The sequence below is a fragment of the Halomonas caseinilytica genome (genome assembly GCF_001662305.1).
Lineage (GTDB): Bacteria > Pseudomonadota > Gammaproteobacteria > Pseudomonadales > Halomonadaceae > Halomonas > Halomonas caseinilytica.
The window spans coordinates 1-20105 of record NZ_BDEP01000017.1; the positions used below are offsets into that span (position 1 = coordinate 1).

Genomic DNA, 20105 nt, shown 5'->3' on the forward strand with positions numbered 1-20105 from the left:
GAAATAGATGAAGAGCCTTTTTCATCCAGCTTCTAGCTTCCAGCCGCGAAGCGGCGCTCTTCCAGCTATGATCTAGCTTTCAGCTTGTTTCCCCCAGTTGCCGCAGGACGTCCCGGGCGCGCTGGTCCACGTCGTCGATCTCCAGGCGCATCAGGCGAATGTCCTCCATCTGACGGTCGAGGTTGGCGCGCTTCTCCTCGAGAATCTCGAGCAGGCGCTTGAGCTGGCGCGCGTTACCGTCGGGCATGGCGTCGTACATCATCACCACCTCGCGGATCTCCGCCAGCGAAAAGCCCAGACGCTTGCCCCTCAAGGTCAGCTTGAGCCGGACGCGGTCCTTTTCACGGTAGATGCGCTTCTGGCCTTGCCGTGAGGGGGCCAGCAGGCCTTCCTGTTCATAGAAGCGGATGGTGCGAGGAGTTACCTCGAACATTCTGGCCAATTCACCGATGCTGTAAGTACGTTGCTGCCGAGGCAAGGCATCGGCATGTTCATCGAGATCCTGAGATGGCGATCGACTCATATGACGTCATTTCCTGTAGCCGGGCGACTTTCCCGCCTCGTTTGGCAACCCTAGACGAGGTTTACGTTAACGTAAAGTGCTTGTTCGACCATGGGGTGATATGGGATAAACCTAGCAAGTGCTAGGTTGATGCCTCGCCAGGCTGGAAAGCCGGTTTTCGGCATGGTGGGCATTCATCACCGACCCCGCATGCCACTGCCGTTCGACGAGAGGTTCCCCATGGATTTTGCGCTGACCGAAGACCAGAAGGCGTTGGCCGACGCCGCCGCCGATTTCGCCCGGGCCGAGCTGGCCGAGCATGCCGCGGAGTGGGACGCACACTCGCATTTCCCGGTGGACGTGATCCGTCGAGCGGGTGAGGCGGGCTTTCTCGGCATTTATACGCCCGAAGAGCACGGCGGGCTCGGCCTGTCGCGGCTCGAGGCCTCCTTGATCTTCGAGCAGCTCGCCCAGGGCTGCGTATCCACGACCGCCTATCTCACCATTCACAATATGGTGACCTGGATGGTCGCGAGCTGGGGCGACGACGCCCTGCGGGCGCGTTATGTGCCGGCCATGATAGCTGGTGAGGCGCTGGGCTCATACTGCCTGACCGAACCCGGAGCCGGCTCCGATGCCGCCAGCCTCAGGACGCGGGCGGTCAGGGATGGCGATGATTATGTCATCAACGGCTCGAAGATGTTCATCTCCGGTGCCGGTGCCACGGAAGTGCTGGTGGTGATGGCCCGCACCGGCGAGCCGGACAGCGGGGCGGGTGGTGTCTCGGCCCTGCTGGTGCCGGCGGATGCCGAGGGCATCGAATACGGCAAGAACGAGGAGAAGATGGGCTGGAAGAGTCAGCCCACGCGGCTGGTCAGCTTCGACGACGTGCGCGTGCCGGTCGGCCATCGGCTGGGCAACGAGGGCGAGGGGTTCAAGTTCGCCATGAAAGGGCTGGACGGCGGCCGGCTCAATATCGCCAGCTGTTCGCTGGGGGCCGCCCAGCAGGCGTTGACGCTGTCGAGGGACTACCTGGCCGAGCGCAGGCAGTTCGGACGCGAGCTGTCTTCCTTTCAGGCGCTGCAGTTCAAGATTGCCGACATGGCAAGCGACCTGACTGCCGCCCGGTTGATGGTTCGCCACGCCGCCTGGCGGCTCGACCAGAACGACCCCGAGGCCACCGCGCATTGCGCCATGGCCAAGCGCTTCGCCACCGATGTCGGCTTCAATGTCTGCAACGAGGCCCTGCAGTTGCATGGCGGCTATGGTTACATCCGGGAGTATCCCCTGGAGCGCCTGGTGCGCGACACCCGCGTGCACCAGATCCTCGAGGGAACCAACGAGATCATGCGCTTGATCGCCGCTCGTCGGCTGCTGGCCGATGGCGTCATCGAGTCGCTTCAATAACCGGACACCAGGAGAACAGCGATGACGGACCTCGCGGTTTGCTTCGATGAACTGCCCACGCGTGGCGGCGGACGTATCGGCGTGGCCAGGCTCAACGCGCCCAAGGCCCTGAACGCCTTGTCGCTGGAGATGATCCAGCTAGTGGCCGACAAGCTCGATGCCTGGGCGGTGGATCCCGGGGTGGTGGCCGTCTGGCTCGAGGGCAGTGGCGACAAGGCCTTCTGCGCCGGGGGCGATGTGGTGGCCTTGTATCGCGCCCTTCAGGAAACGAGCCAGTCGGATTTCCCTGCGACCTATTTCACTGCCGAGTACCGTCTCGATCATCGCATCCATACCTATCCCAAGCCCTTGCTGGTGTGGGGCGACGGCATCGTCATGGGCGGCGGCCTCGGCCTGGTGGTCGGCGGCTTCCAGCGGCTGGTCACCGAGACGACGCTCATCGCCATGCCGGAAATCACCATCGGCCTGTACCCCGATATCGGTGCCAGCTGGTTCCTGGGACGCATGCCGAAGGGCATCGGCGCCTATCTCGGCCTGACTGGCGCCCAGCTCAATGCCCGCGATGCGCTGGACCTGGGGCTGGGAGATCGTTTCGTGCCGCGGGAGCGTCGCGACGACCTGCTCGGGGCCCTGACCGAGGCCGATTATGGCGAACGCGAGGTGCCGACCTGCCGCCGTACCGTGATGCAGGTGCTCGATCGCTTCGAGGATCGCCAGCAAGCGCCCGAAGGGCGAGTGTGTCGACATCGCGACCATCTCCAGGCCATGGTCGATCGCAGCGACGTGGTCGAGGCGGTGGATCACCTGCTGGCCGATGATCGTGACGATGCTTGGCTGGCCGCCAACCGGGGCAGGCTGGAAACCGGCTGTCCGCTGACCGCGCATCTGGTGTGGCGCATGCTGGAACGCCATCGTCACGGCAGCCTGGCCGATGCCTTCCGCGACGAACTGGCGCTGTCGGTGCAATGTTGCCATCGCGGCGATCTCGCCGAGGGGGTGAGGGCGCTGTTGATCGACAAGGACAAGCAGCCCCGCTGGTCCCATCGTGATGTGGCCAGTGTGCCGGAGGCGGAGGTGCAGGCACTCATGAGGTCGCCCTGGGATGACGAACATCATCCCCTGAGGGATCTGGGAGTTGGGCAGAGAATCCAATAAGAGCGCATTTCAAACGCTCAACGGTAGTGGGCGCCGGGAAAGCCCACTTCGCTCGCCGACTTTTAAGGTAGCGCTTCCGTCGACTTTTAAGACAGTGCTTTGGAACTGGCGGACGAATCCAATAAAAGACTCACCAATGATCGAGGAGCAGTGCCATGAAAATCGCCTTCATCGGACTCGGTAACATGGGCACGCCCATGGCCACCAACCTGGTCGGGGCTGGCCACGAGGTCGTGGTCTTCGATCTCGTCGAGAGCGCCATGGCGGCGCTGGAGAAGGAAGGCGCGCGCCGTGCCGAGAGTGCCGAGGCGGCCTGCGCGGAAGCCGAGGTGGTCATCTCCATGCTGCCCGCCGGCGTGCACGTTCGAGGACTCTATCTGGGCGCCGACAGCCAGGGCCTGCTCGATTCTCTCGACCACAAGCCGTTGATCATTGATGCCTCGACCATCTCGCCCGACGATGCCCGTGTCGTCGGCGAGGCGGCCGCCGAGCGTGGCCTGACCTACCTGGATGCGCCGGTATCCGGTGGTATCGGTGGCGCCAAGGCCGGCACGCTGACCTTCATCGTCGGCGGTGACGAGGCGGGCTTCGAACAGGCCCGGCCCGTGCTCGAGTGCATGGGGCGCAATATCTTCCATGCCGGCCGGATCGGTGACGGCCAGGTGGCCAAGATCTGCAACAACATGCTGCTCGGCATCCTGATGAGCGGGACCGCCGAGGCGCTCGCGCTCGGCGTGAAAAACGGCCTGGATCCGGCGGTGCTCTCCGAGATCATGAAGCAGAGCAGCGGCGGCAACTGGGCGCTCAATGTCTATAATCCCTGGCCCGGTGTGATGGAAGGCTCAGCGGCTTCCCGGGACTATCAGGGCGGCTTTCTCACCGACCTCATGGCCAAGGACCTGGGACTGGCCTGGGAACTGGCGCTCAAGACGCGTGCCGGCGTGCCCATGGGCTCTCAGGCCCGCAACCTCTTTGCCCTGCACAGTGCCCAGGGCAATGGCGGGCTGGACTTCTCCAGCATCCAGACACTCTACCGGGCCGGTGAGGACGACGCCTGATCGCGTCGCCACGCGGAAAGGGGCGTTCCGGGGTTGGCAGCGGCGGCATTTCAATCTACATTATATAAAAATGTAGATATTTTTGGAGCGCCCTATGAGCCAGATCACCCCCGTCACTTGGGACGACCCCTTCCGCCTGATCGACCAGCTCGACGGGGAGGAGCGGCTGGTCCAGCAGACGGCCCGCGATTATTGCCAGGACAAGTTGCTGCCTCGGGTGCTGGAGGCCAATCGGCACGAGCGCTTCGACCGCGAGATCATGACCGAGATGGGCGAGCTGGGCCTGCTGGGCGCCACCATCGACGGCTATGGCTGCGCGGGCATGAACTACGTCAGCTATGGACTGATTGCCCGCGAAGTGGAGCGGGTCGATTCCGGCTATCGCAGTGCCATGAGCGTGCAGTCCAGCCTGGTGATGTACCCCATCCATGCCTTCGGCAGCGAGGCTCAGAAGGACCGCTACCTGCCTCGACTGGCCAGTGGCGAATGGGTGGGCGCCTTCGGCCTCACCGAGCCGGATCACGGCTCGGACCCCGGCAGCATGTCCACACGCGCCACACGCACCGAGAACGGCTGGCGGCTCAACGGCACCAAGACATGGATCACCAACTCGCCGATCGCCGATGTCTTCGTGGTCTGGGCGCGGGACAACGAGGGCCTGGTGCGCGGTTTCATCCTCGAACGGGGCATGGAAGGCCTGTCGGCGCCCAAGATCGAGGGCAAGTTCAGCCTGCGTGCTTCGGTGACCGGCCAGATCGCCATGCAGGACGTCGAGGTTGACGACGCTCAGCGGTTGCCCGGCGTGACCGGCCTCAAGGGGCCATTCTCCTGCCTCAACCGAGCTCGCTACGGTATCGCCTGGGGCAGCATGGGCGCGGCCGAGGCCTGCTGGCACGCCGCGCGCGACTATACCCTGGAGCGCAAGCAGTTCGGTCGCCCGCTGGCCGCCAACCAGTTGATCCAGAAGAAACTCGCCGACATGCAGACCGAGATCGCGCTGGGGCTTCAGGCTGCCTTGAGGGCCGGGCGCATGATCGACGAAGGCCAACTGGTGCCCGAGGTCATCTCGCTGATCAAGCGAAACAACTGCGGCAAGGCGCTGGACATCGCCCGCCAGGCCCGGGACATGCACGGCGGCAATGGCATCAGCGACGAATATCATGTGATCCGCCATGTGATGAACCTCGAGGCGGTGAATACCTACGAGGGCACCCACGATGTGCATGCGTTGATCCTGGGCAGGGCGCAGACCGGCCTGCAGGCCTTCACCGGTTAGGCATTGTCTGAAAACTGCCTTCGCTCACCGACTGTTCGAAACCTGAGAGCGGTGAGCGATGCCTCTTCTGACGTTGGCAAGAGACCTTCTCTTGCAATTCTGCAAGGAACCAACATGAGCGGACCGCTGGAAGGCGTTGTGGTGCTGGACATGTCACGGGTGCTGGCCGGCCCCTGGGCAGGCCAGTTGCTCGCCGACATGGGTGCCCGAGTCATCAAGATCGAGCATCCCGAGCGTGGGGACGATACCCGTGGCTGGGGGCCGCCTTGGTGGGAAGGCGGGGCAAACGCCGAGCGGCTGGCCGCCTATTATCTGTCTGCCAATCGTGGCAAGCGTTCGCTGGCCGTGGATATCGCCACCGAAGAGGGGCAGGCACTGGTTCGGGAGTTGGCCGCCGGGGCCGATGTGCTGCTCGAGAACTTCAAGGTCGGCGGTCTCGCCAAGTACGGGCTGGCCCCGGCAAGCCTGCGCGAGCGCAATCCGCGGTTGATCGCCTGTTCGATCACTGGATTCGGTCAGGACGGCCCTTATGCCGGACGGGCCGGCTACGATTTCATGATCCAGGCCATGGGCGGGTTGATGAGCTTGACCGGCGAGCCCGATGGCATGCCGATGAAGACGGGCGTGGCCATCACCGATGTGATGACCGGCCTCTACGCGACCATCGGGGTACTGGCCGCGCTCCACGAGCGTCGCGCGACCGGTGTCGGGCGACACATCGACGTGGCGTTGCTCGACGTTCAGCTGGCGACATTGGCCAACCAGGCCTTGAATGCCCTGGTGACGGGGGAAGATCCCGTGCGTCACGGCAATGCCCACCCCAATATCGTGCCTTATCAGGCCTTCGCCTGCGCCGATGGCCACCTGGTTCTGACGGTGGGCAACGACACCCAGTTCGCTCGGTTGGCAAACCTGCTGGGGCATCCGCAATGGGCCGAGGATCCGGCCTTCGCCACCAACGCCGCCCGGGTGGCGCATCGCGATGTGCTGGTGCCGAAGATTGCCTCGGTCTTCCTGACGCGAGGGCGTGATGCCTGGCTCGCCGACCTGGAGGCGCTGGGCATCCCGGCCGGTCCCATCAATACCCTCAGCGAGGCCTTTGCCGACCCCCAGGTTCGTCACCGTGGCTTGTACCGGGAGCTCTCGCGACAGGGCCAGAGCCTGCCCCAGGTGGCCAACCCGTTGCGCTTCGATGGCAGAAGCGCCACCAGCGATACACCGCCGCCGGTGCTTGGCCAGGACAGCGACGCCGTGCTCGCCGAGATGGGGCTTTCCGTCGAGGAGATCGACGAACTGAGACGGCGCGGTATCGTACGGTGATGCTAGCCCAGCGCGAGGGCGCCGGGGGCGTTCAGGTCAGGTGGTTGTCCCAGCGGATGGCCAGTGATTCGAGAGCCTGTGGTGCGCTGCCGTCGCCGCCAACCCGGTAAAGACCGCCGCGGCCAGAGGAGACCAGAAAGTCGCCCTGTCCGTCACAGCGGGCGCCAGCGGCATCCGGCAGGTGGTGGCTGGCCAGTAGCCGGCCATCCCGGCTGTCGATCAATAGCACACGGTGACCGCGCGGGGCAGTGATCAGCGCACGGGGTGTGCTCCGGGCGATAGCAATGCTGGCCGTGTACTGGCGCAGCTCGTCGGTGAGCGGGCCGGGCAGTTCGATCTCGGTGAAGTCGCCTTGAGGGGACAAGCGTGCGAGCAAGGGCCGCCGTTCCCATTCCGCCCCTTGGTACTGATAGCCGGCGATCACGGTGCCGTCGGTGGCCACATCGAGATGTCGGCAACTGAGCTGGTGGTGGCTGGGCGAGTGGCGAGCCGTTATCTCGCCGCTCTCGCGGTCCAACAGCATGAGTGCCGGCGCCATGACGTCGAGATTGAGCTTGGCGCGGCCATAATCGGGATGCGTACGAATGCCGCCAAGGGCGATGGCCAGGGTGCGGCCGTCCGGCATCAGGCGCAGTTCGTGAGGCCCGATGCCATCCAGGGGCAGGTCATGGCAATGTGCATAGTCTCGTTCGGCGTCGTAGACGCGCACCAGTCCCGCGGCGTCTTCGATGCGGTTGGCGGTGACGTAGAGGTAGCGTCCGCTCGTCTCGAAGACGCCATGGCCGTAGAAATGGTGCCCGGGGCCGGCATCGACCCGGGCGACTTCGGCTCGGGCATCGCCGTCGATGACATGCAGCGAACGGCCCGGGCGCCGGGCGAAGAGCACCGCCTGGGTGCTGCCGGGACGCAGGCAGCCGCCGTGGCAGCGTTCCGGGACCGCGATGCGAAAGGCGCGTCCCGCCTCGATCGAGACGGCCTGGAGATAATGGCGACCCTCGGTATCGTCCACGGCGCTGAACACCCAACTCGCCCGAGGCCAGCCCGGCAGGGTCCATCCCAGGCCAGGCAGGGCGAAGGCCCCGAGCCCGGCGACCGTCTTGAGAAGTTCTCGCCTGCGCATCGCGTCAGTCCCCGTCGCTGGCGTTGAAGCCTCTCGCCAGCCCCAGGGTGCCGCCGATCTCCTCGAGCTGATGGCGCAACTGGCCGATCTGGACATGGAGTCCCTGCAATTCGCTGAAGGCGGCGCCGTCGTCGAGCGCCGGGGCCAGCCCGGACGACATCTTGGCGGCTCGACGGCGTGTCCGGTCCAGGGCTTCCCGGAAGTCGTCGGCCAGCGCGGCTTCTCCGCGTCTGGCCAGCAGCGTCTTCAGGCCCGGGAGGAAGGTATCTTCCAGCCCGTGCAGGGTGCCCTCGATCAGGCGAATCGAACGGCCGCTGCGCCAGGCTTCGGCCAGATAGCCGTTGGGAGCCCCGCCGGTCAGCCCCATGGGACTGCCCAGGCGCTTGTCCTCCAGGGTCTCCAGGGCCAGCAGGGCGCCGTGCAGGGTGGCGCCGGTATAGCTGGCGGTGTGCCGATAGTGGTCGCCGAAACGTTGCCAATCGCGGCGTAGGGCGCTGGTGCCATCCGCCAGGTGGTTGGCGATGGCCCGCATCAGGCCGCAGGCGACGGGGTGGGTCAGGGCCTCGTCATCCTGCATGGCGTCATCGAAGAGCAGGTACTCGAGGGCAGGAAATCCCTGGGCGGCAACGCTGCCGTCGGCGATCTGTTCGGCGGAAGGCGGTTGGTCGGCCGCGAGCCAGGCCTGCATCTTGCGTCCGACCAGGTTCTTGCGATCGGGCCAGAACTGGAGCTGCCAGGCACGGCTTTGCTGCTCGATGGGACCGAAGTCGACGAAGCGCACGGCCTGCCAGGCCTGGTAAGCCTCCAGCCAGTCCTGGGTCAGCCGCCGGCGATGCGACGTGTCGGGCTGCTCGCAGAACCGGTCCGCGCTGGCTTCGAGGCGTTCGCTCGCGTCGACGAGGACGCCATAGCGTTGATCGATGGCCTGGTGCCAGCGCTCCCGAGCCTGCGGGGCATCGTCGTCGGCCAGCAAGGGAGCGGTGGCCAGGGTCAGGGCGGCGAGGCCGAGTCGGCCCAGACGTTTGAACACGGAAGTCTCCTTCACAGGGATTCGAGAAAGCGGATCAGACCGTCGCGGCGTTCGGCCGGCAGGTCACGGTAGGCGTCGGCGCTGGCTTCGGCTTCGCCACCATGCCAGAGGATGGCTTCCTCCAGGGTGCGCGCGCGGCCGTCGTGGAGAAAGCCTGCGCGCGGGTTCACCTCCCGAGCCAGGCCGATGCCCCATAGTGGGGGCGTGCGCCATTCACTGCCGCTGGCGTCGAACTCGGGACGGCCATCGGCCAGTGCTTCGCCCATGTCGTGCAGCAGCAGGTCGCTGTAGGGCCAGATCGTCTGATCGGCCAGGGCGGCGCGTTCGGTATCCGGCGGCGTTTCATGGCGAGGCGTGTGGCAACTGGCACAGCCTATCTCGTTGAAGGTCTCGGCGCCGGCCAGTACTCGAGGATCGTCCATGTCGCGACGGGCCGGAACGGCCAGGCTGCCGGCATAGAAAGTCACGAAGCGTGCAATCCTGTCGCTGACCTCGGGCGTGCCGCCGTCGGGAAAGCGATCGCACGCCTGGCTGGGCATGCAGTCGGTCACGGGGACGAGGTTCGAGGTCAGTCCCATGTCGCCGGCGAAGGCATGCAGGCTCTGTTGCTCGATGCTTGGTTCACCCGCCTTCCAGCCGAAGCGCCCGATGACGGTGTCGCCTCGGCGTTCATCCCATACCCGATTGACCCGCCCGGAGATGCCATCGCCATCGGTATCGTCGGGGTCGGCGGCGGCGATGAGGGCCTCGGCAGGCAGCGCTTCGAGAAGGCCCAGGCCGATCATCGGCGGTGCCACGCGTGGCGAGATCTGCAGGTCGTCGGGCAGCGGGCCGTAAGCGGGAGAGCCAATGGCGTAATGCGGTTCGCGCAGGGTGACGACCTCACCGTCGTCGAGGCGTACATCGCGCTTGGTGTAGTGCAGCTGCATGTCGCCTTCGGGGTCGGCACCGGAGATGGCGGCAGTCTGCAATTGGCGACCATAGCCGGGAACGGGGGCCACGCCGAAGCGCGTCAGGGTCTCGTCATCGACACTCTCGGGAGGTAGCGAGAGACGCAGGAAGAGCGACACGGCGCGCTCATCGCCACTCGGCGGGTGGCCCCGGCCATCCTTGATGTGGCATCCCTGGCAGCTGTTGGTGTTGAGCAGGGGGCCCAGACCATCCCGTGCCGCGGTGCTGGCCGGTGCCTCTACCCAAGAGTTGCGGAAGAAGCTGTTGCCGACGCTGAAGTCGAGACGCCGGGTCATGGGCATGGTGTCGAGCGGCAGGGAAAATGCGTTGTGATCGAACTGCTGTACCGTGCCGTCGCCGCCGGTCATGGGGGTTTCCTGGATGGGAGGTGGAGCGGCGTTGGCCAGGCCGGGGCCGGCCAGGATCAGAAAGGCGAGCAGTGAGCGTGCGGGACAGGGCAAGGGGGCCTTGCCGTCACGACATTGGCCGCCGTCAGCGGGACTGTCGGCGACCGGGCAAAACACACGATGTCGGTGGTCTTCGGACACGATGTTACTCGAAAGGCATGTCAGAAAGTGTGTCCGGCATCGTCCGACTGCAGCGAGTTCACGCCGAGTTCGCCTGCCGCCTTCTCGATGGAACCGGTCTGGGTGACCAGCGCCAGGATAGCGTTGTTGACCAGCTCGGCGCCTCGTTCGTTCCCGGGAGCGATCATCATGTCGAAGGCCATCGGCGCCTGGTCGGCTTCGGCGGCCTGCTTGAGGGCGTCGAGCTCCTTCATGCTGTTGGCGAGCTGATCGGTCAGGGTTGCGTCGAGTGTGCTGTCCTCGGCGGCGACCAGGTCGGACAAGGCGGGGCCTTCCAGGGTCGAGCCATCGAGGCGCTGGTAGGTGCCGGTGTAGACGTTCTGGATGCCCTGGCCGTTGTAGTAGTGGGAGTTGTGGGTGTTGTCGCTGAAACAGTCGTGCTCGTCCTCGACGGAGTTGGCCTCCAGGGCGACTTTCATGCGTTCGCCGGCCAGTTCGCCCAGCGACAGCGAGCCCATGCCGAACAGCATGCGCCGCAGACCTTCCTCGGGAGATTCGGCCAGCAGGGCTTGACGATAGTTGTCGTCCTGATCCGGCGCCCACTGGGCCACCATCCACTCGAGGTCGTCGACGAGCAGGTCCGACGCGGCGTCGAGATAGGCCCCGCGTCGGTCGCAGTGGCCATGGGTGCAGGCGTCGCCGCTCATGTAATCGCTGGCGGGGCGCTCGCCGTTGCCGGCCTCGAAGCCGTGCAGATCTTGCCCCCAGAGCAGAAATTCGATGGCGTGGTAGCCGGTGGCGACATTGGCCTCGGAGCCGCCGATCTCGTTGAGATCGGCCAGCAGCTCGGGCGTCAGCTCGCTGACGTCGAGGCTCTCGCCCGCTACCTGGATGCGCTCGTTGGCGATGATGTTGGCGGTGGCGCCAGCATTGCCCAGCTCGTGCTGATAGTCGTCGCCGGCGACGTAGTCGATCATGCCCTCGTCCAGGGGCCAGGCGTTGAGTTGTCCTTCCCAGTCATCGACCACGGCATTGCCGAAGCGAAAGACCTCGCTTTGCTGGTAGGGGATACGCGCCTCGCGCCAGGCCTGACGTGCGGCCGCGAGGGTCGCGTCGTTCGGTTCGGCGAGCAGAGCGTCGATGCGTTCGTCGAGGGTGCGAGCGGCAACCAGGGCATCCTGATAGTTGGCATGTGCCAGGTCGGCGTAATGGCCGACGACCTGCTCGGCGGTGATCTTGCCGTCGGCGGCCATGGCGGCGGCCGGGAAGAGAGTGGCCAGCGCGATGACGCAGGGCAGGGGGCGTGGCGCGAAGCGGGTTGGCATATTGGCATCCTTGTTCGAATTCAGCGCGTGAGCGTTCGGGCGATCAGGGGATGGGCAGGGTCGATGCCCCGTCAGTGATCACAATATAGTGGAACGATAACCAATCTCGCCAATGAATACGAATGAGATGCTCTGTTATTTAGTGGCGGGCCACCAGTGACGAGAGACAGCACCCAGGGAAGACCGTGGCTCGCGATGCGTGCCCCGTGCTGTGCTAGCGGGGCGAGAAGCGACGGTTGATGCCCGTCTCGGCGATCATGCGGGTGGAGATCTCCTCGACCGAGAAACGCGTGGTGTCGATGAAGGGAATGTGCATACGACGATAGAGCGCCTCGGCCTGGGTGACCTCCTGGACGCACTGATCCATCGAGCTGTATCGACTGTTGGGGCGACGTTCGTGCCGGATGGCTGCCAGGCGCCTCGGGTCGATGGTCAGGCCGAACAGCTTGTGGCGATGCGGTTCGAGCGCCCGTGGCAGCTTGAGCTTGCCGGTCTCGTCGAGGTCATCTTCGGTGAGCGGGTAGTTGGCGGCGCGAATGCCGAACTGCAGGGCCAGGTAGAGCGATGAAGGCGTCTTGCCGCAGCGTGACACGCCGACCAGGATGATGTCGGCTTGGTCGTACTGGTGGGTGCGGGCGCCGTCATCGTTGTCCAGGGCGAAATGCACCGACTGGATGCGGTCCATGTAGACGTCGTCGCTGCCGATGGCGTGGGTACGCCCCACGCTGTAGGACGAGTGGGTCGCCAGCTCCTGTTCCAGCGGCTCCAGGAAGGTGGAGAAGATGTCGACTTTGAAGCCCGGGGCATCACGGATGACATCGCGGATCTGGCTGTCGACGATGGTGTCGATGATGATCGGTTGTTCGCCGTCCTTGACCGCCGTGGATTCGATGATGGCGGCCAGTTGGTGAGCCTTCTCGACGCTGTCGATGTAAGGCTTGGTGATCATGTGGATCTCGACGTTCTCGAATTGCGCGAGAAGGCTGCGGCCGAGGCTCTCGGCAGTGATGCCGGTCCCGTCGGAGATGAAGAAGGCGGTGCGTGTCATGGGCGGCTCGATGCGATGGGTTGTCGGTCGGTGCGCCCCATTGTCGGGCTACCCGAGATGACGCACAAGCCGGTCGACTACAGGAAAGGCACGGGAAGGGGCGATGTTGTAAAAAACCTCCAATGACTTCGATGTTAGACCAATGGCGAATATGGCGACCCGCTGGTAGAGTCGCGATCATCTATTCATGACGGCGTGTCATGGGCTATCAGGCGTCGACATCCAAGGGGGTTGCGTGGACGATTACATTCTGTGGTTCGATCAATTGGGCATGGACGATGTCGAGCGGGTGGGGGGCAAGAATGCCTCGCTCGGCGAGATGATCTCCAATCTTGCCGGAGCCGGGGTTACCGTGCCTGGCGGGTTTGCCACCACGGCCCACGCCTACCGCGAATTCCTTTCCCATGAAGGCCTCAACGAGCGCATCAATCAGCGCCTGGCCACGCTGGATATCGACGATGTCACCGAGCTGGCCGAGGCCGGCGCGGAGATTCGCCAGTGGGTCATCGACACGCCGTTGCCCCCGGCCTTCGAGCAGGCGCTGCGCGACAGCTACGAACAGCTGCAGGCCCGGCATCCCAACCTCAAGGTGGCCGTGCGCAGCTCCGCCACCGCCGAGGACCTGCCGGATGCCTCCTTCGCCGGCCAGCAGGAAACCTTCCTCAACATCGAAGGGTTCGACAACATCAAGCGGGCGGTTCACGAGGTGTTCGCCTCGCTGTTCAACGACCGGGCCATCTCCTATCGGGTGCACCGCGGCTATCCTCACGAGAACGTGGCGCTGTCCGCCGGGATCCAGAAGATGGTGCGCTCCGAGACCGGTGCCTCGGGCGTGATGTTCACCCTGGATACCGAATCCGGTTTTCGGGACGCGGTCTTCGTTACCGCTTCCTGGGGCCTCGGCGAGACGGTAGTGCAGGGCGCGGTCAATCCCGACGAGTTCTATGTCCACAAGCCGACGCTGGCGACCGGTCGCCCCGCCGTGCTGCGCCGCAACCTCGGCTCCAAGCTGATCAAGATGATCTACACCGGCGATGCCAGTGCCGGCAAGTCGGTGGAGACCGTCGACGTCCCGCTGGCCGACCGGGGGCGTTTCTGCATCGGCGACGATGAGGTCATGGCGCTGGCCCGCCAGGCGATGATCATCGAGCGCCACTACGGCCGCCCGATGGACATCGAGTGGGCCCTGGACGGCGACGATGGGGCGCTCTACATCGTGCAGGCGCGTCCGGAGACCGTGGTGTCGCAGCAGGAGGGCGGCAAGCTCGAGCGCTTCCAGCTCAAGGAGAAGGGCCGCACCCTGGTGACGGGGCGGGCCATCGGTCAGCGTATCGGGCGTGGCGCGGTCAAGGTCGTCGCCACACCGGACGACATGGACAAGGTGCTCGCCGGTGATGTCCTGGTCACCGACATGACCGACCCCGATTGGGAGCCGATCATGAAGCGGGCCTCGGCCATCGTCACCAATCGCGGTGGGCGGACCTGTCACGCGGCGATCATCGCCCGTGAGCTGGGTATCCCGGCTGTGGTCGGTTGTGGCGATGCCACCGAGGCGCTGGCCGATGGGCGCGAGGTCACGGTCTCCTGCGCCGAGGGCGATACCGGGCATGTCTATGATGGCTTGCTGGAGTTCGACCGCAACGTGACCAGCGTCGATGCCATGCCCGAGATCCCGTTCAAGATCATGATGAACGTGGGCAACCCCGATCGTGCCTTCAGCTTCGCCGGCCTGCCCAATGCCGGGGTCGGCCTGGCACGCCTGGAGTTCATCATCAACCGCATGATCGGGGTGCACCCCAAGGCACTGCTCGAATACGACACCCTGCCCACCGATCTGCAGCAGACCATCGACCTGCGTACTGCCGGCTACGATGATCCGGTGAGCTTCTATGTCGACAAGCTCGTCGAGGGGATCTCCACCCTGGCGGCAGCCTTCTATCCGGAGCGAGTCATCGTGCGGCTGTCGGATTTCAAGTCCAACGAGTACGAGAACCTGATCGGTGGCAAGCTCTACGAGCCCGGCGAGGAAAACCCGATGCTTGGTTTCCGGGGGGCTTCCCGCTATCTCTCGGATGCCTTCCGTCCCTGCTTCGAGCTGGAATGCCGGGCACTGAAGCGGGTTCGCGACGAGATGGGCCTCGACAACATCGAGATCATGGTGCCCTTCGTGCGGACGACCGAGGAGGCCCGCGATGTGGTGGAGCTGCTGGCCGCCAACGGGCTCAGACGAGGCACCGATGGGCTCAAGATCATCATGATGTGCGAGCTGCCGGCCAATGCCTTGCTGGCCGATGAGTTCCTCGAGCACTTCGACGGTTTCTCCATCGGTTCCAACGACCTGACCCAGCTGACCCTGGGCCTGGATCGCGATTCCGGTATCGTGGCGCACCTCTTCGAGGAGCGGAATCCAGCGGTGAAGAAGCTGCTGGCCATGGCTATCGCGGCCTGCAAGGCCCAGGGCAAGTACGTGGGCATTTGTGGTCAGGGACCCTCGGATCACCCGGACCTTGCCAAATGGCTGATGGAACAAGGTATCGACTCCGTTTCGCTGAACCCCGACGCGGTGCTGGAGACCTGGTTCATGCTGGCCGGCGAGACCCTGAGCTGAGCTTGACGTCATCTACGCCTTCCCATGACACCCGGCCCGTCCGGGTGTCATGCATTTCGGCGTCCACATTGGCGTGGCTTTTTGGCACCATTGCCCGTCAATCGTAATGAAGGACCCCCGATGGCGTATTTTCTGGTGATGGGGGGGCTGGCCCTGTCGCTCTGCATGTTGATTGGTTGGCCCCTGTGGCGAATGTTGTGCTGGCTGGGCAGGCGTCTCGGCGTGAGAGGGCGCGACCAGGATCGCGCCCGTGCGAAGCGTTCCGCCAAGCCCCGGGCCAAGGCAGCGACGAAAGAAAAGAAACCGTCACGTGCGACGACCGCGAGTCACCGTCGATCGACTTCCCGCCAGGCCACACCGCGTTCCGGGCCCTGGTGGCTGACTCGGGCCCTGGCGCCGCTTGGTTCGGCCTGGCCGCTGGCCGTGGTGGCGGCGCTGCTCTACGGCGGTACCCGACTGGCCGAATATGGCATGGGCGCGCGCCCCCATGATGCGCCTGCTGCCTACCATCGGCTCGTCGAGGCCCTGGGCTGGGGCACGGCGGCCTTGATCGGCATGTCGGTGCTGGGACTGGTGGCGAGCTGGCGCTGCCGGTAGGGAGATACTGCCTAACCGCTTGCGCGTGCAAATCGCTAGTTTAGAGTCGCCATCCTCGGTGGCTCCCTTTCGGGCCTGTCAAGATGCGGTACAAATGTGCTCCTGGCGATTTGTACGCGATGCATGAGAGTTCGCCTAACGACATGTTATGTCTTACTTTCTATGCTCCGACGCGCCTTACGTGACCCACAAGCATGTGAGGCATGCCATGGCCCGTCGGAAACGGGCCTAGCCTTTACTACGCTCGGTGATTTATTCAGAGTATTCAGATAATCTGGTTGATAGGATCGGCCCTGCCGCCCCTATGCCTGTCAGAAGGTTGATAGGTTGACGACGGATAGTGACTATGAACGGCTCGCCAAAATCATTTTTTCTGGATACCCGCTCCTGACACAGGGAAAGGAGGTCGATCATGAAGAGTGTCTTTATCGATGGTGAGTCGGGGACTACTGGACTCCAGGTGCGTGAGCGCCTGGCCCGCCATCCGCAGATCGAAGTCGTGAGCATAGGCCCGGAGCTAAAACGCGATGCGAAAGAAAAATGTCGCTTGATGCGGGAAGTTGACGTCGCAGTACTCTGTTTGCCAGATGCGGCTGCGAAAGAGTCGGCTGCGCTGGCACAATCAGTAGACTGTCGTGTGCTTGATGCAAGTTCAGCCCACCGGACAGCCGAGGGGTGGGTCTTTGGGTTGCCGGAACTCAACGAACAGCAGCGTGCCGCGATTGCTGATGCGCAGTGTGTGGCCAACGCCGGTTGCTATGCGTCAGGGGCAATTCTGATGTTAGCACCCTTGGTGTCTGCTGGTGCTCTGCCTCCGGATGCTGTCTATGCTATCAATGCCATCTCGGGCTATTCCGGCGGTGGCAAGCCGCTCATCGAGAACTATGAGAGTGAAATAACTCAGAACCCCGCTGTGGCGGCTTATGGCTTGGATTTTCAGCACAAGCATATCCGAGAGATCCAGGTGCTCAGCGGTCTGGCTCATGCTCCCATCTTCATTCCGAGTATCGGAAACTACCGCCAAGGAATGTTGGTAAGCATCCCATTGCCACAGGTAAATGAAGAACAGCTTGTGCTTATGCAGGATGCTCTGGAGCAGGCATATCATTCGGAGGACTTCGTGATAGTCCAGCCCTTCAACAGGACCGATCCAGAAACGGCGCCGTTTTTGACGCCGCATGGTTTGGGTGGCAGCAATGAGGTTCATCTTCATCTTTTCGGGTCCGAGGATGGTACTCGGGGCTTGTTAATGGCTAAACTCGATAATCTCGGTAAAGGAGCATCCGGTGCGGCAGTGCAAAACCTGAACTTGATGCTAGGGCTTGAGGAGTCTCTAGGTGTTGAACTCTATTGAGCTAGCCGAAGTGATCGACAACTCTCCGCCAGAAATAGTTGGATTGGAGCGTCATTAGCGGTCAATCCCGCCGTTTTGGTGAGACTGGGGCAAGCTCATGACTTTCGGAGAAAGGATATGGAACCGCTGTCTATTACCATTTTCGCAGGCGCTCTGCTTCTGAACGCGGGTACTCCGGGACCGAGTATTGCAGCGTTGGTTTCCCGTGTCATCACCAATGGGTGGCGTGATGTCATCCCCTTTGTCGCCGCTATGTGGGTCGGCGAAGTGGTTTGGCTCACGATGGCGATGGCTGGGCTGACTGCGCTGGCCCAAACGTTCCAATTTGGTTTTCTGGTTCTGAAGTGGCTTGGTATTGCCTACCTATGCTGGTTGGCATTCAAGATGTGGCGGCAACCTGTGGGGGAGCGTACTGATGAACTGCCCCGCCAATCTTCGCCGTTTTCCATGTTTTGTGCAGGTATGGCTCTCACCTTGGGTAATCCAAAGATTATGGTATTTTACATCGCGCTTCTGCCTTCGTTGATCGATCTTTCGGCAACAGGTCTCCAAGAGTGGGCAGTACTCGCAGCTGTTACATTGATCACGCTAGCGGTGATTGATCTGGCGTGGACCTTCCTCGGCCATAAAGCGTGCCTTCTGTTGCGTACACCTCAAGCAACACGCATCGCCAACCGGATTGGTGCTATTACCCTCGGGGGGGCTGCAGCTGCTGTCGCAACTCGTAATTGAGACGCTCGTCACCCAAGGTCAAGATTCACTGCACTGGCGGCCAGGGTATCTAGAGGAAAGGGTGAATGGGACTCTTCCACACTATTGAACCCTTTCCTATCCCAGTAGAGAGCTGCCAACCAAATTGTCCAGATATCCTTCATTCAGCACTTCCCATTAGCCTCTACGTCAGTCGCGCAGCCAATTACGCAGCTTGACCAGCATCAAGGCGCCGTCGCTCAGCGTTTCGCGTTCCTCGAGCAGGCGGACGAGGCGATCCGGCCGGTCGGTGATGATGCCGTCCACCCCAAGGTCGATCAGACGCGACATGCGGGCCGGGTCGTTGACGGTCCAGGCCAGCAGTCGATAGCCATGGTGGCGCGCCCGTTTCACTTCGTCGAGGTTGATGCGGTTGTGGCGCAGGGCCAGCGTATCGAAGCCACGGCGTGGCAGGGTGCCGCGCATGACCAGTTGTGCCAGCAGTGTCGTGTGTGCGTCGGGCAGACGGCGTTCGACCTCGCCAAGCAAAGGGTATGACAGGGCGGCGATACTGACCGAGTGCCAGGGATTGGCGGGGCCGCAGCTTGCCGGGTCTTCTGCCTGACGGCGGCATGACCGCCTGGCTTGCCGTTCCTCTTCCAGCACCTGTCCCACGGCGCTGACCAGTTCCGATCCACGGCGCGCGGAGGGTTTGAGCTCGATCATCAGGTGCGCGCGCCCGCGGACGCGCTGCAGGACCTCGTCGAGCCTGGCAATGCGTGTGCCGACGAAGGGGTCGCCGAACCAGCTACCCACGTCGACCGTCTCGAGCACGCTGCTATCGAGATCATCGATCCGGCGGTCGTCGCCGGCCAGCCTTGACAGGCTGGCATCATGATGCAGGACGACCTTGCCGTCCCGGGTCAGCCGTACGTCGATCTCGATCGTGTCGGCGCCATCGGCCATGGCCCGGTCGATGGCCGGGATGGTGTTTTCCGGCGCCTGGGCCGAGCTGCCCCGGTGGGCGATGATCTCGACGTCCTCCTGGATCTCGAAGCGATTGAGAATCAGCCAGGCCTGGCTCAGCGCGAAAGCCACCACGGCGATCTCGACCGCCCAGGCCAGGCGTCCGGGGTGGCCGGTGCCGGAGCGAGATGCCGGGCGCGGCTCCTGGTGGGCCAGCCGTAGGTAGAGGCAGGTGGCCAGCAGCGCATTGAGCGCAATACCGAGAAAGGTGATGGCCAGGGTGACCAGCATGTAGGCGCCGACATAGGCAAGCATGGCCGGCAAGAGAATGGCCTGGCGTTCCGGCAACTGACCTAGCAGCGGCGTGAAGAGGGCATCGAAGAGCGCCGTGGCGGCGAAGGGAGAGACCAGGATCGCCAGCAAGAGCAGCAGGATGGCACCGACGATGTGTCGTCCCTGGCCCCGGGTGAGGCGAGCGCTGCGGCCCAGAGCGCGATGCGGTGCGACATTCTCGAGCACCAGAACCGGCAGAGCCAGGTGCCAGCGGGCATAGAGAGCGGCAGCAATGACCAGCCAGAGCAGCACGATGGGCAGGGCGCAGGCCAGGAACCACCACAGCACGGATGGCTTGGCCTGTAGCACATAGTAAGGGTCCAGTCCGCCGAGGAAATGCCCGTAAAGGCCTGCCAACACGAGGATGAATGGCAGGATCAGCAACAGGTGAGCGCCGATCTGCAGCACGACGAGTCCGGCCAGGGCGGGCAGGTGTCTGAGGCAGGCCATCAGGGTCTCGAAGGCCTGCCGGTAGTGGTTGGTTCGGGGGCGGACGGCTACCAGGGTCATGCCGGCCTGTTGCAGGTAGAGCACCAGGAAGGTCAGGCCGATCGCGGCCAGTAGCCAGCTCAGACCTTCGGGGGCAAGCAGCGCTGCCAGCAGGCCGGTATTGGAGATCAAGGGATGGCCGAGGTGGCCGAGCAGCCAGGCCAGTGTCCAGCCGGCCGCCGGCAGCAGCAGGCTGGAAGCGAGCAGGGTGAAGAAGAGATGGTAGGCGATGAGCGGGCGCAGGTGATCGCGAAGCGTACGTAGCACATCGCCGCTAAGCGGTATCAAGGATCGCATGGCAGGCCTCTCCGTCGGCTTGTTCCCGGCATCCTCGCCTGGTTAAACAGTG

Annotated in this window: 16 protein-coding genes; 9 read left to right on the plus strand and 7 right to left on the minus strand. The window is 63.9% G+C overall.

What is annotated here, in order from left to right:
• Window positions 1–79 precede the first annotated feature (79 nt).
• Window positions 80–523, minus strand: coding sequence for a MerR family transcriptional regulator (locus A9O65_RS11810; RefSeq protein ID WP_064698309.1), 444 nt, complete (start codon window positions 521–523; stop codon window positions 80–82).
• Window positions 524–742: 219 nt separating this feature from the next.
• Between A9O65_RS11810 and A9O65_RS11815 the strand changes: the two genes are divergently transcribed.
• From A9O65_RS11815 to A9O65_RS11835, 5 genes are all read left to right on the plus strand, one after another.
• Window positions 743–1909, plus strand: coding sequence for an acyl-CoA dehydrogenase family protein (locus tag A9O65_RS11815; protein ID WP_064702352.1), 1167 nt, complete (start codon window positions 743–745; stop codon window positions 1907–1909).
• A 21-nt stretch (window positions 1910–1930) separates the two neighbouring features.
• Window positions 1931–3064, plus strand: coding sequence for an enoyl-CoA hydratase/isomerase family protein (locus tag A9O65_RS11820; RefSeq protein ID WP_064702206.1), 1134 nt, complete (start codon window positions 1931–1933; stop codon window positions 3062–3064).
• A 155-nt stretch (window positions 3065–3219) separates the two neighbouring features.
• Entirely contained in the window at window positions 3220–4122 is a 903-nt protein-coding gene (gene mmsB, locus A9O65_RS11825; RefSeq protein ID WP_064702207.1) for a 3-hydroxyisobutyrate dehydrogenase, read from the plus strand.
• A gap of 94 nt (window positions 4123–4216) precedes the next feature.
• The gene (locus A9O65_RS11830) at window positions 4217–5398 is read left to right on the plus strand and encodes an acyl-CoA dehydrogenase (protein WP_064702208.1); all 1182 of its coding nucleotides are present in this window, start codon (window positions 4217–4219) and stop codon (window positions 5396–5398) included.
• Between the two features lie 114 nt (window positions 5399–5512).
• Entirely contained in the window at window positions 5513–6718 is a 1206-nt protein-coding gene (locus A9O65_RS11835) for a CaiB/BaiF CoA transferase family protein (RefSeq protein WP_064702209.1), read from the plus strand.
• A 31-nt stretch (window positions 6719–6749) separates the two neighbouring features.
• Here the strand turns inward: A9O65_RS11835 and A9O65_RS11840 are convergent, their stop codons facing one another.
• The 5 genes from A9O65_RS11840 to ppsR form a co-directional block, all read right to left on the minus strand.
• On the minus strand, window positions 6750–7838 hold the full coding sequence (locus A9O65_RS11840; protein WP_064702210.1) for a DUF1513 domain-containing protein: 1089 nt from the start codon (window positions 7836–7838) through the stop codon (window positions 6750–6752).
• Window positions 7839–7842: 4 nt separating this feature from the next.
• Window positions 7843–8868, minus strand: coding sequence for an imelysin family protein (locus A9O65_RS11845; protein WP_064698315.1), 1026 nt, complete (start codon window positions 8866–8868; stop codon window positions 7843–7845).
• Between the two features lie 11 nt (window positions 8869–8879).
• On the minus strand, window positions 8880–10259 hold the full coding sequence (locus A9O65_RS11850) for a di-heme oxidoreductase family protein (protein ID WP_074749282.1): 1380 nt from the start codon (window positions 10257–10259) through the stop codon (window positions 8880–8882).
• Between the two features lie 128 nt (window positions 10260–10387).
• The gene (locus A9O65_RS11855) at window positions 10388–11671 is read right to left on the minus strand and encodes an imelysin family protein (RefSeq protein WP_082920169.1); all 1284 of its coding nucleotides are present in this window, start codon (window positions 11669–11671) and stop codon (window positions 10388–10390) included.
• A gap of 214 nt (window positions 11672–11885) precedes the next feature.
• A complete protein-coding gene (gene ppsR, locus A9O65_RS11860; protein ID WP_064698316.1) occupies window positions 11886–12719 on the minus strand; it encodes a posphoenolpyruvate synthetase regulatory kinase/phosphorylase PpsR in 834 nt (277 codons plus the stop codon).
• Between the two features lie 235 nt (window positions 12720–12954).
• On the opposite strand from ppsR, the gene ppsA reads away from it, so the two are divergent.
• The 4 genes from ppsA (at window position 12955) to A9O65_RS11880 (ending at window position 18010) form a co-directional block, all read left to right on the plus strand.
• Entirely contained in the window at window positions 12955–15327 is a 2373-nt protein-coding gene (gene ppsA / locus A9O65_RS11865) for a phosphoenolpyruvate synthase (protein ID WP_064698317.1), read from the plus strand.
• A 120-nt stretch (window positions 15328–15447) separates the two neighbouring features.
• Window positions 15448–15924, plus strand: coding sequence for a hypothetical protein (locus tag A9O65_RS11870; RefSeq protein WP_064702211.1), 477 nt, complete (start codon window positions 15448–15450; stop codon window positions 15922–15924).
• 412 nt (window positions 15925–16336) lie between these two features.
• Window positions 16337–17278, plus strand: coding sequence for an N-acetyl-gamma-glutamyl-phosphate reductase (gene argC / locus A9O65_RS11875; protein ID WP_064702212.1), 942 nt, complete (start codon window positions 16337–16339; stop codon window positions 17276–17278).
• Between the two features lie 117 nt (window positions 17279–17395).
• Complete coding sequence (locus tag A9O65_RS11880) at window positions 17396–18010, plus strand: LysE family translocator (protein WP_064702213.1); 615 nt, start codon at window positions 17396–17398, stop codon at window positions 18008–18010.
• Window positions 18011–18178: 168 nt separating this feature from the next.
• On the opposite strand, the gene A9O65_RS11885 is transcribed toward A9O65_RS11880, so the two are convergent.
• Window positions 18179–20053, minus strand: a complete 1875-nt coding sequence (locus tag A9O65_RS11885) for a glycerophosphodiester phosphodiesterase family protein (RefSeq protein ID WP_064698319.1) — start codon at window positions 20051–20053, stop codon at window positions 18179–18181.
• Window positions 20054–20105: the final 52 nt, after the last annotated feature.

Coding starts and splice junctions, on each gene's coding strand:
- A9O65_RS11835 (WP_064702209.1), top strand. CDS start 5,513: ATGAGCGGACCGCTGGAAGGCGTTGTGGTGCTGGACATGTCACGGGTG.
- A9O65_RS11820 (WP_064702206.1), top strand. CDS start 1,931: ATGACGGACCTCGCGGTTTGCTTCGATGAACTGCCCACGCGTGGCGGC.
- A9O65_RS11855 (WP_082920169.1), bottom strand. CDS start 11,671: ATGCCAACCCGCTTCGCGCCACGCCCCCTGCCCTGCGTCATCGCGCTG.
- mmsB (WP_064702207.1), top strand. CDS start 3,220: ATGAAAATCGCCTTCATCGGACTCGGTAACATGGGCACGCCCATGGCC.
- ppsR (WP_064698316.1), bottom strand. CDS start 12,719: ATGACACGCACCGCCTTCTTCATCTCCGACGGGACCGGCATCACTGCC.
- A9O65_RS11885 (WP_064698319.1), bottom strand. CDS start 20,053: ATGCGATCCTTGATACCGCTTAGCGGCGATGTGCTACGTACGCTTCGC.
- A9O65_RS11815 (WP_064702352.1), top strand. CDS start 743: ATGGATTTTGCGCTGACCGAAGACCAGAAGGCGTTGGCCGACGCCGCC.
- A9O65_RS11830 (WP_064702208.1), top strand. CDS start 4,217: ATGAGCCAGATCACCCCCGTCACTTGGGACGACCCCTTCCGCCTGATC.
- A9O65_RS11810 (WP_064698309.1), bottom strand. CDS start 523: ATGAGTCGATCGCCATCTCAGGATCTCGATGAACATGCCGATGCCTTG.
- A9O65_RS11870 (WP_064702211.1), top strand. CDS start 15,448: ATGGCGTATTTTCTGGTGATGGGGGGGCTGGCCCTGTCGCTCTGCATG.
- A9O65_RS11840 (WP_064702210.1), bottom strand. CDS start 7,838: ATGCGCAGGCGAGAACTTCTCAAGACGGTCGCCGGGCTCGGGGCCTTC.
- A9O65_RS11880 (WP_064702213.1), top strand. CDS start 17,396: ATGGAACCGCTGTCTATTACCATTTTCGCAGGCGCTCTGCTTCTGAAC.
- argC (WP_064702212.1), top strand. CDS start 16,337: ATGAAGAGTGTCTTTATCGATGGTGAGTCGGGGACTACTGGACTCCAG.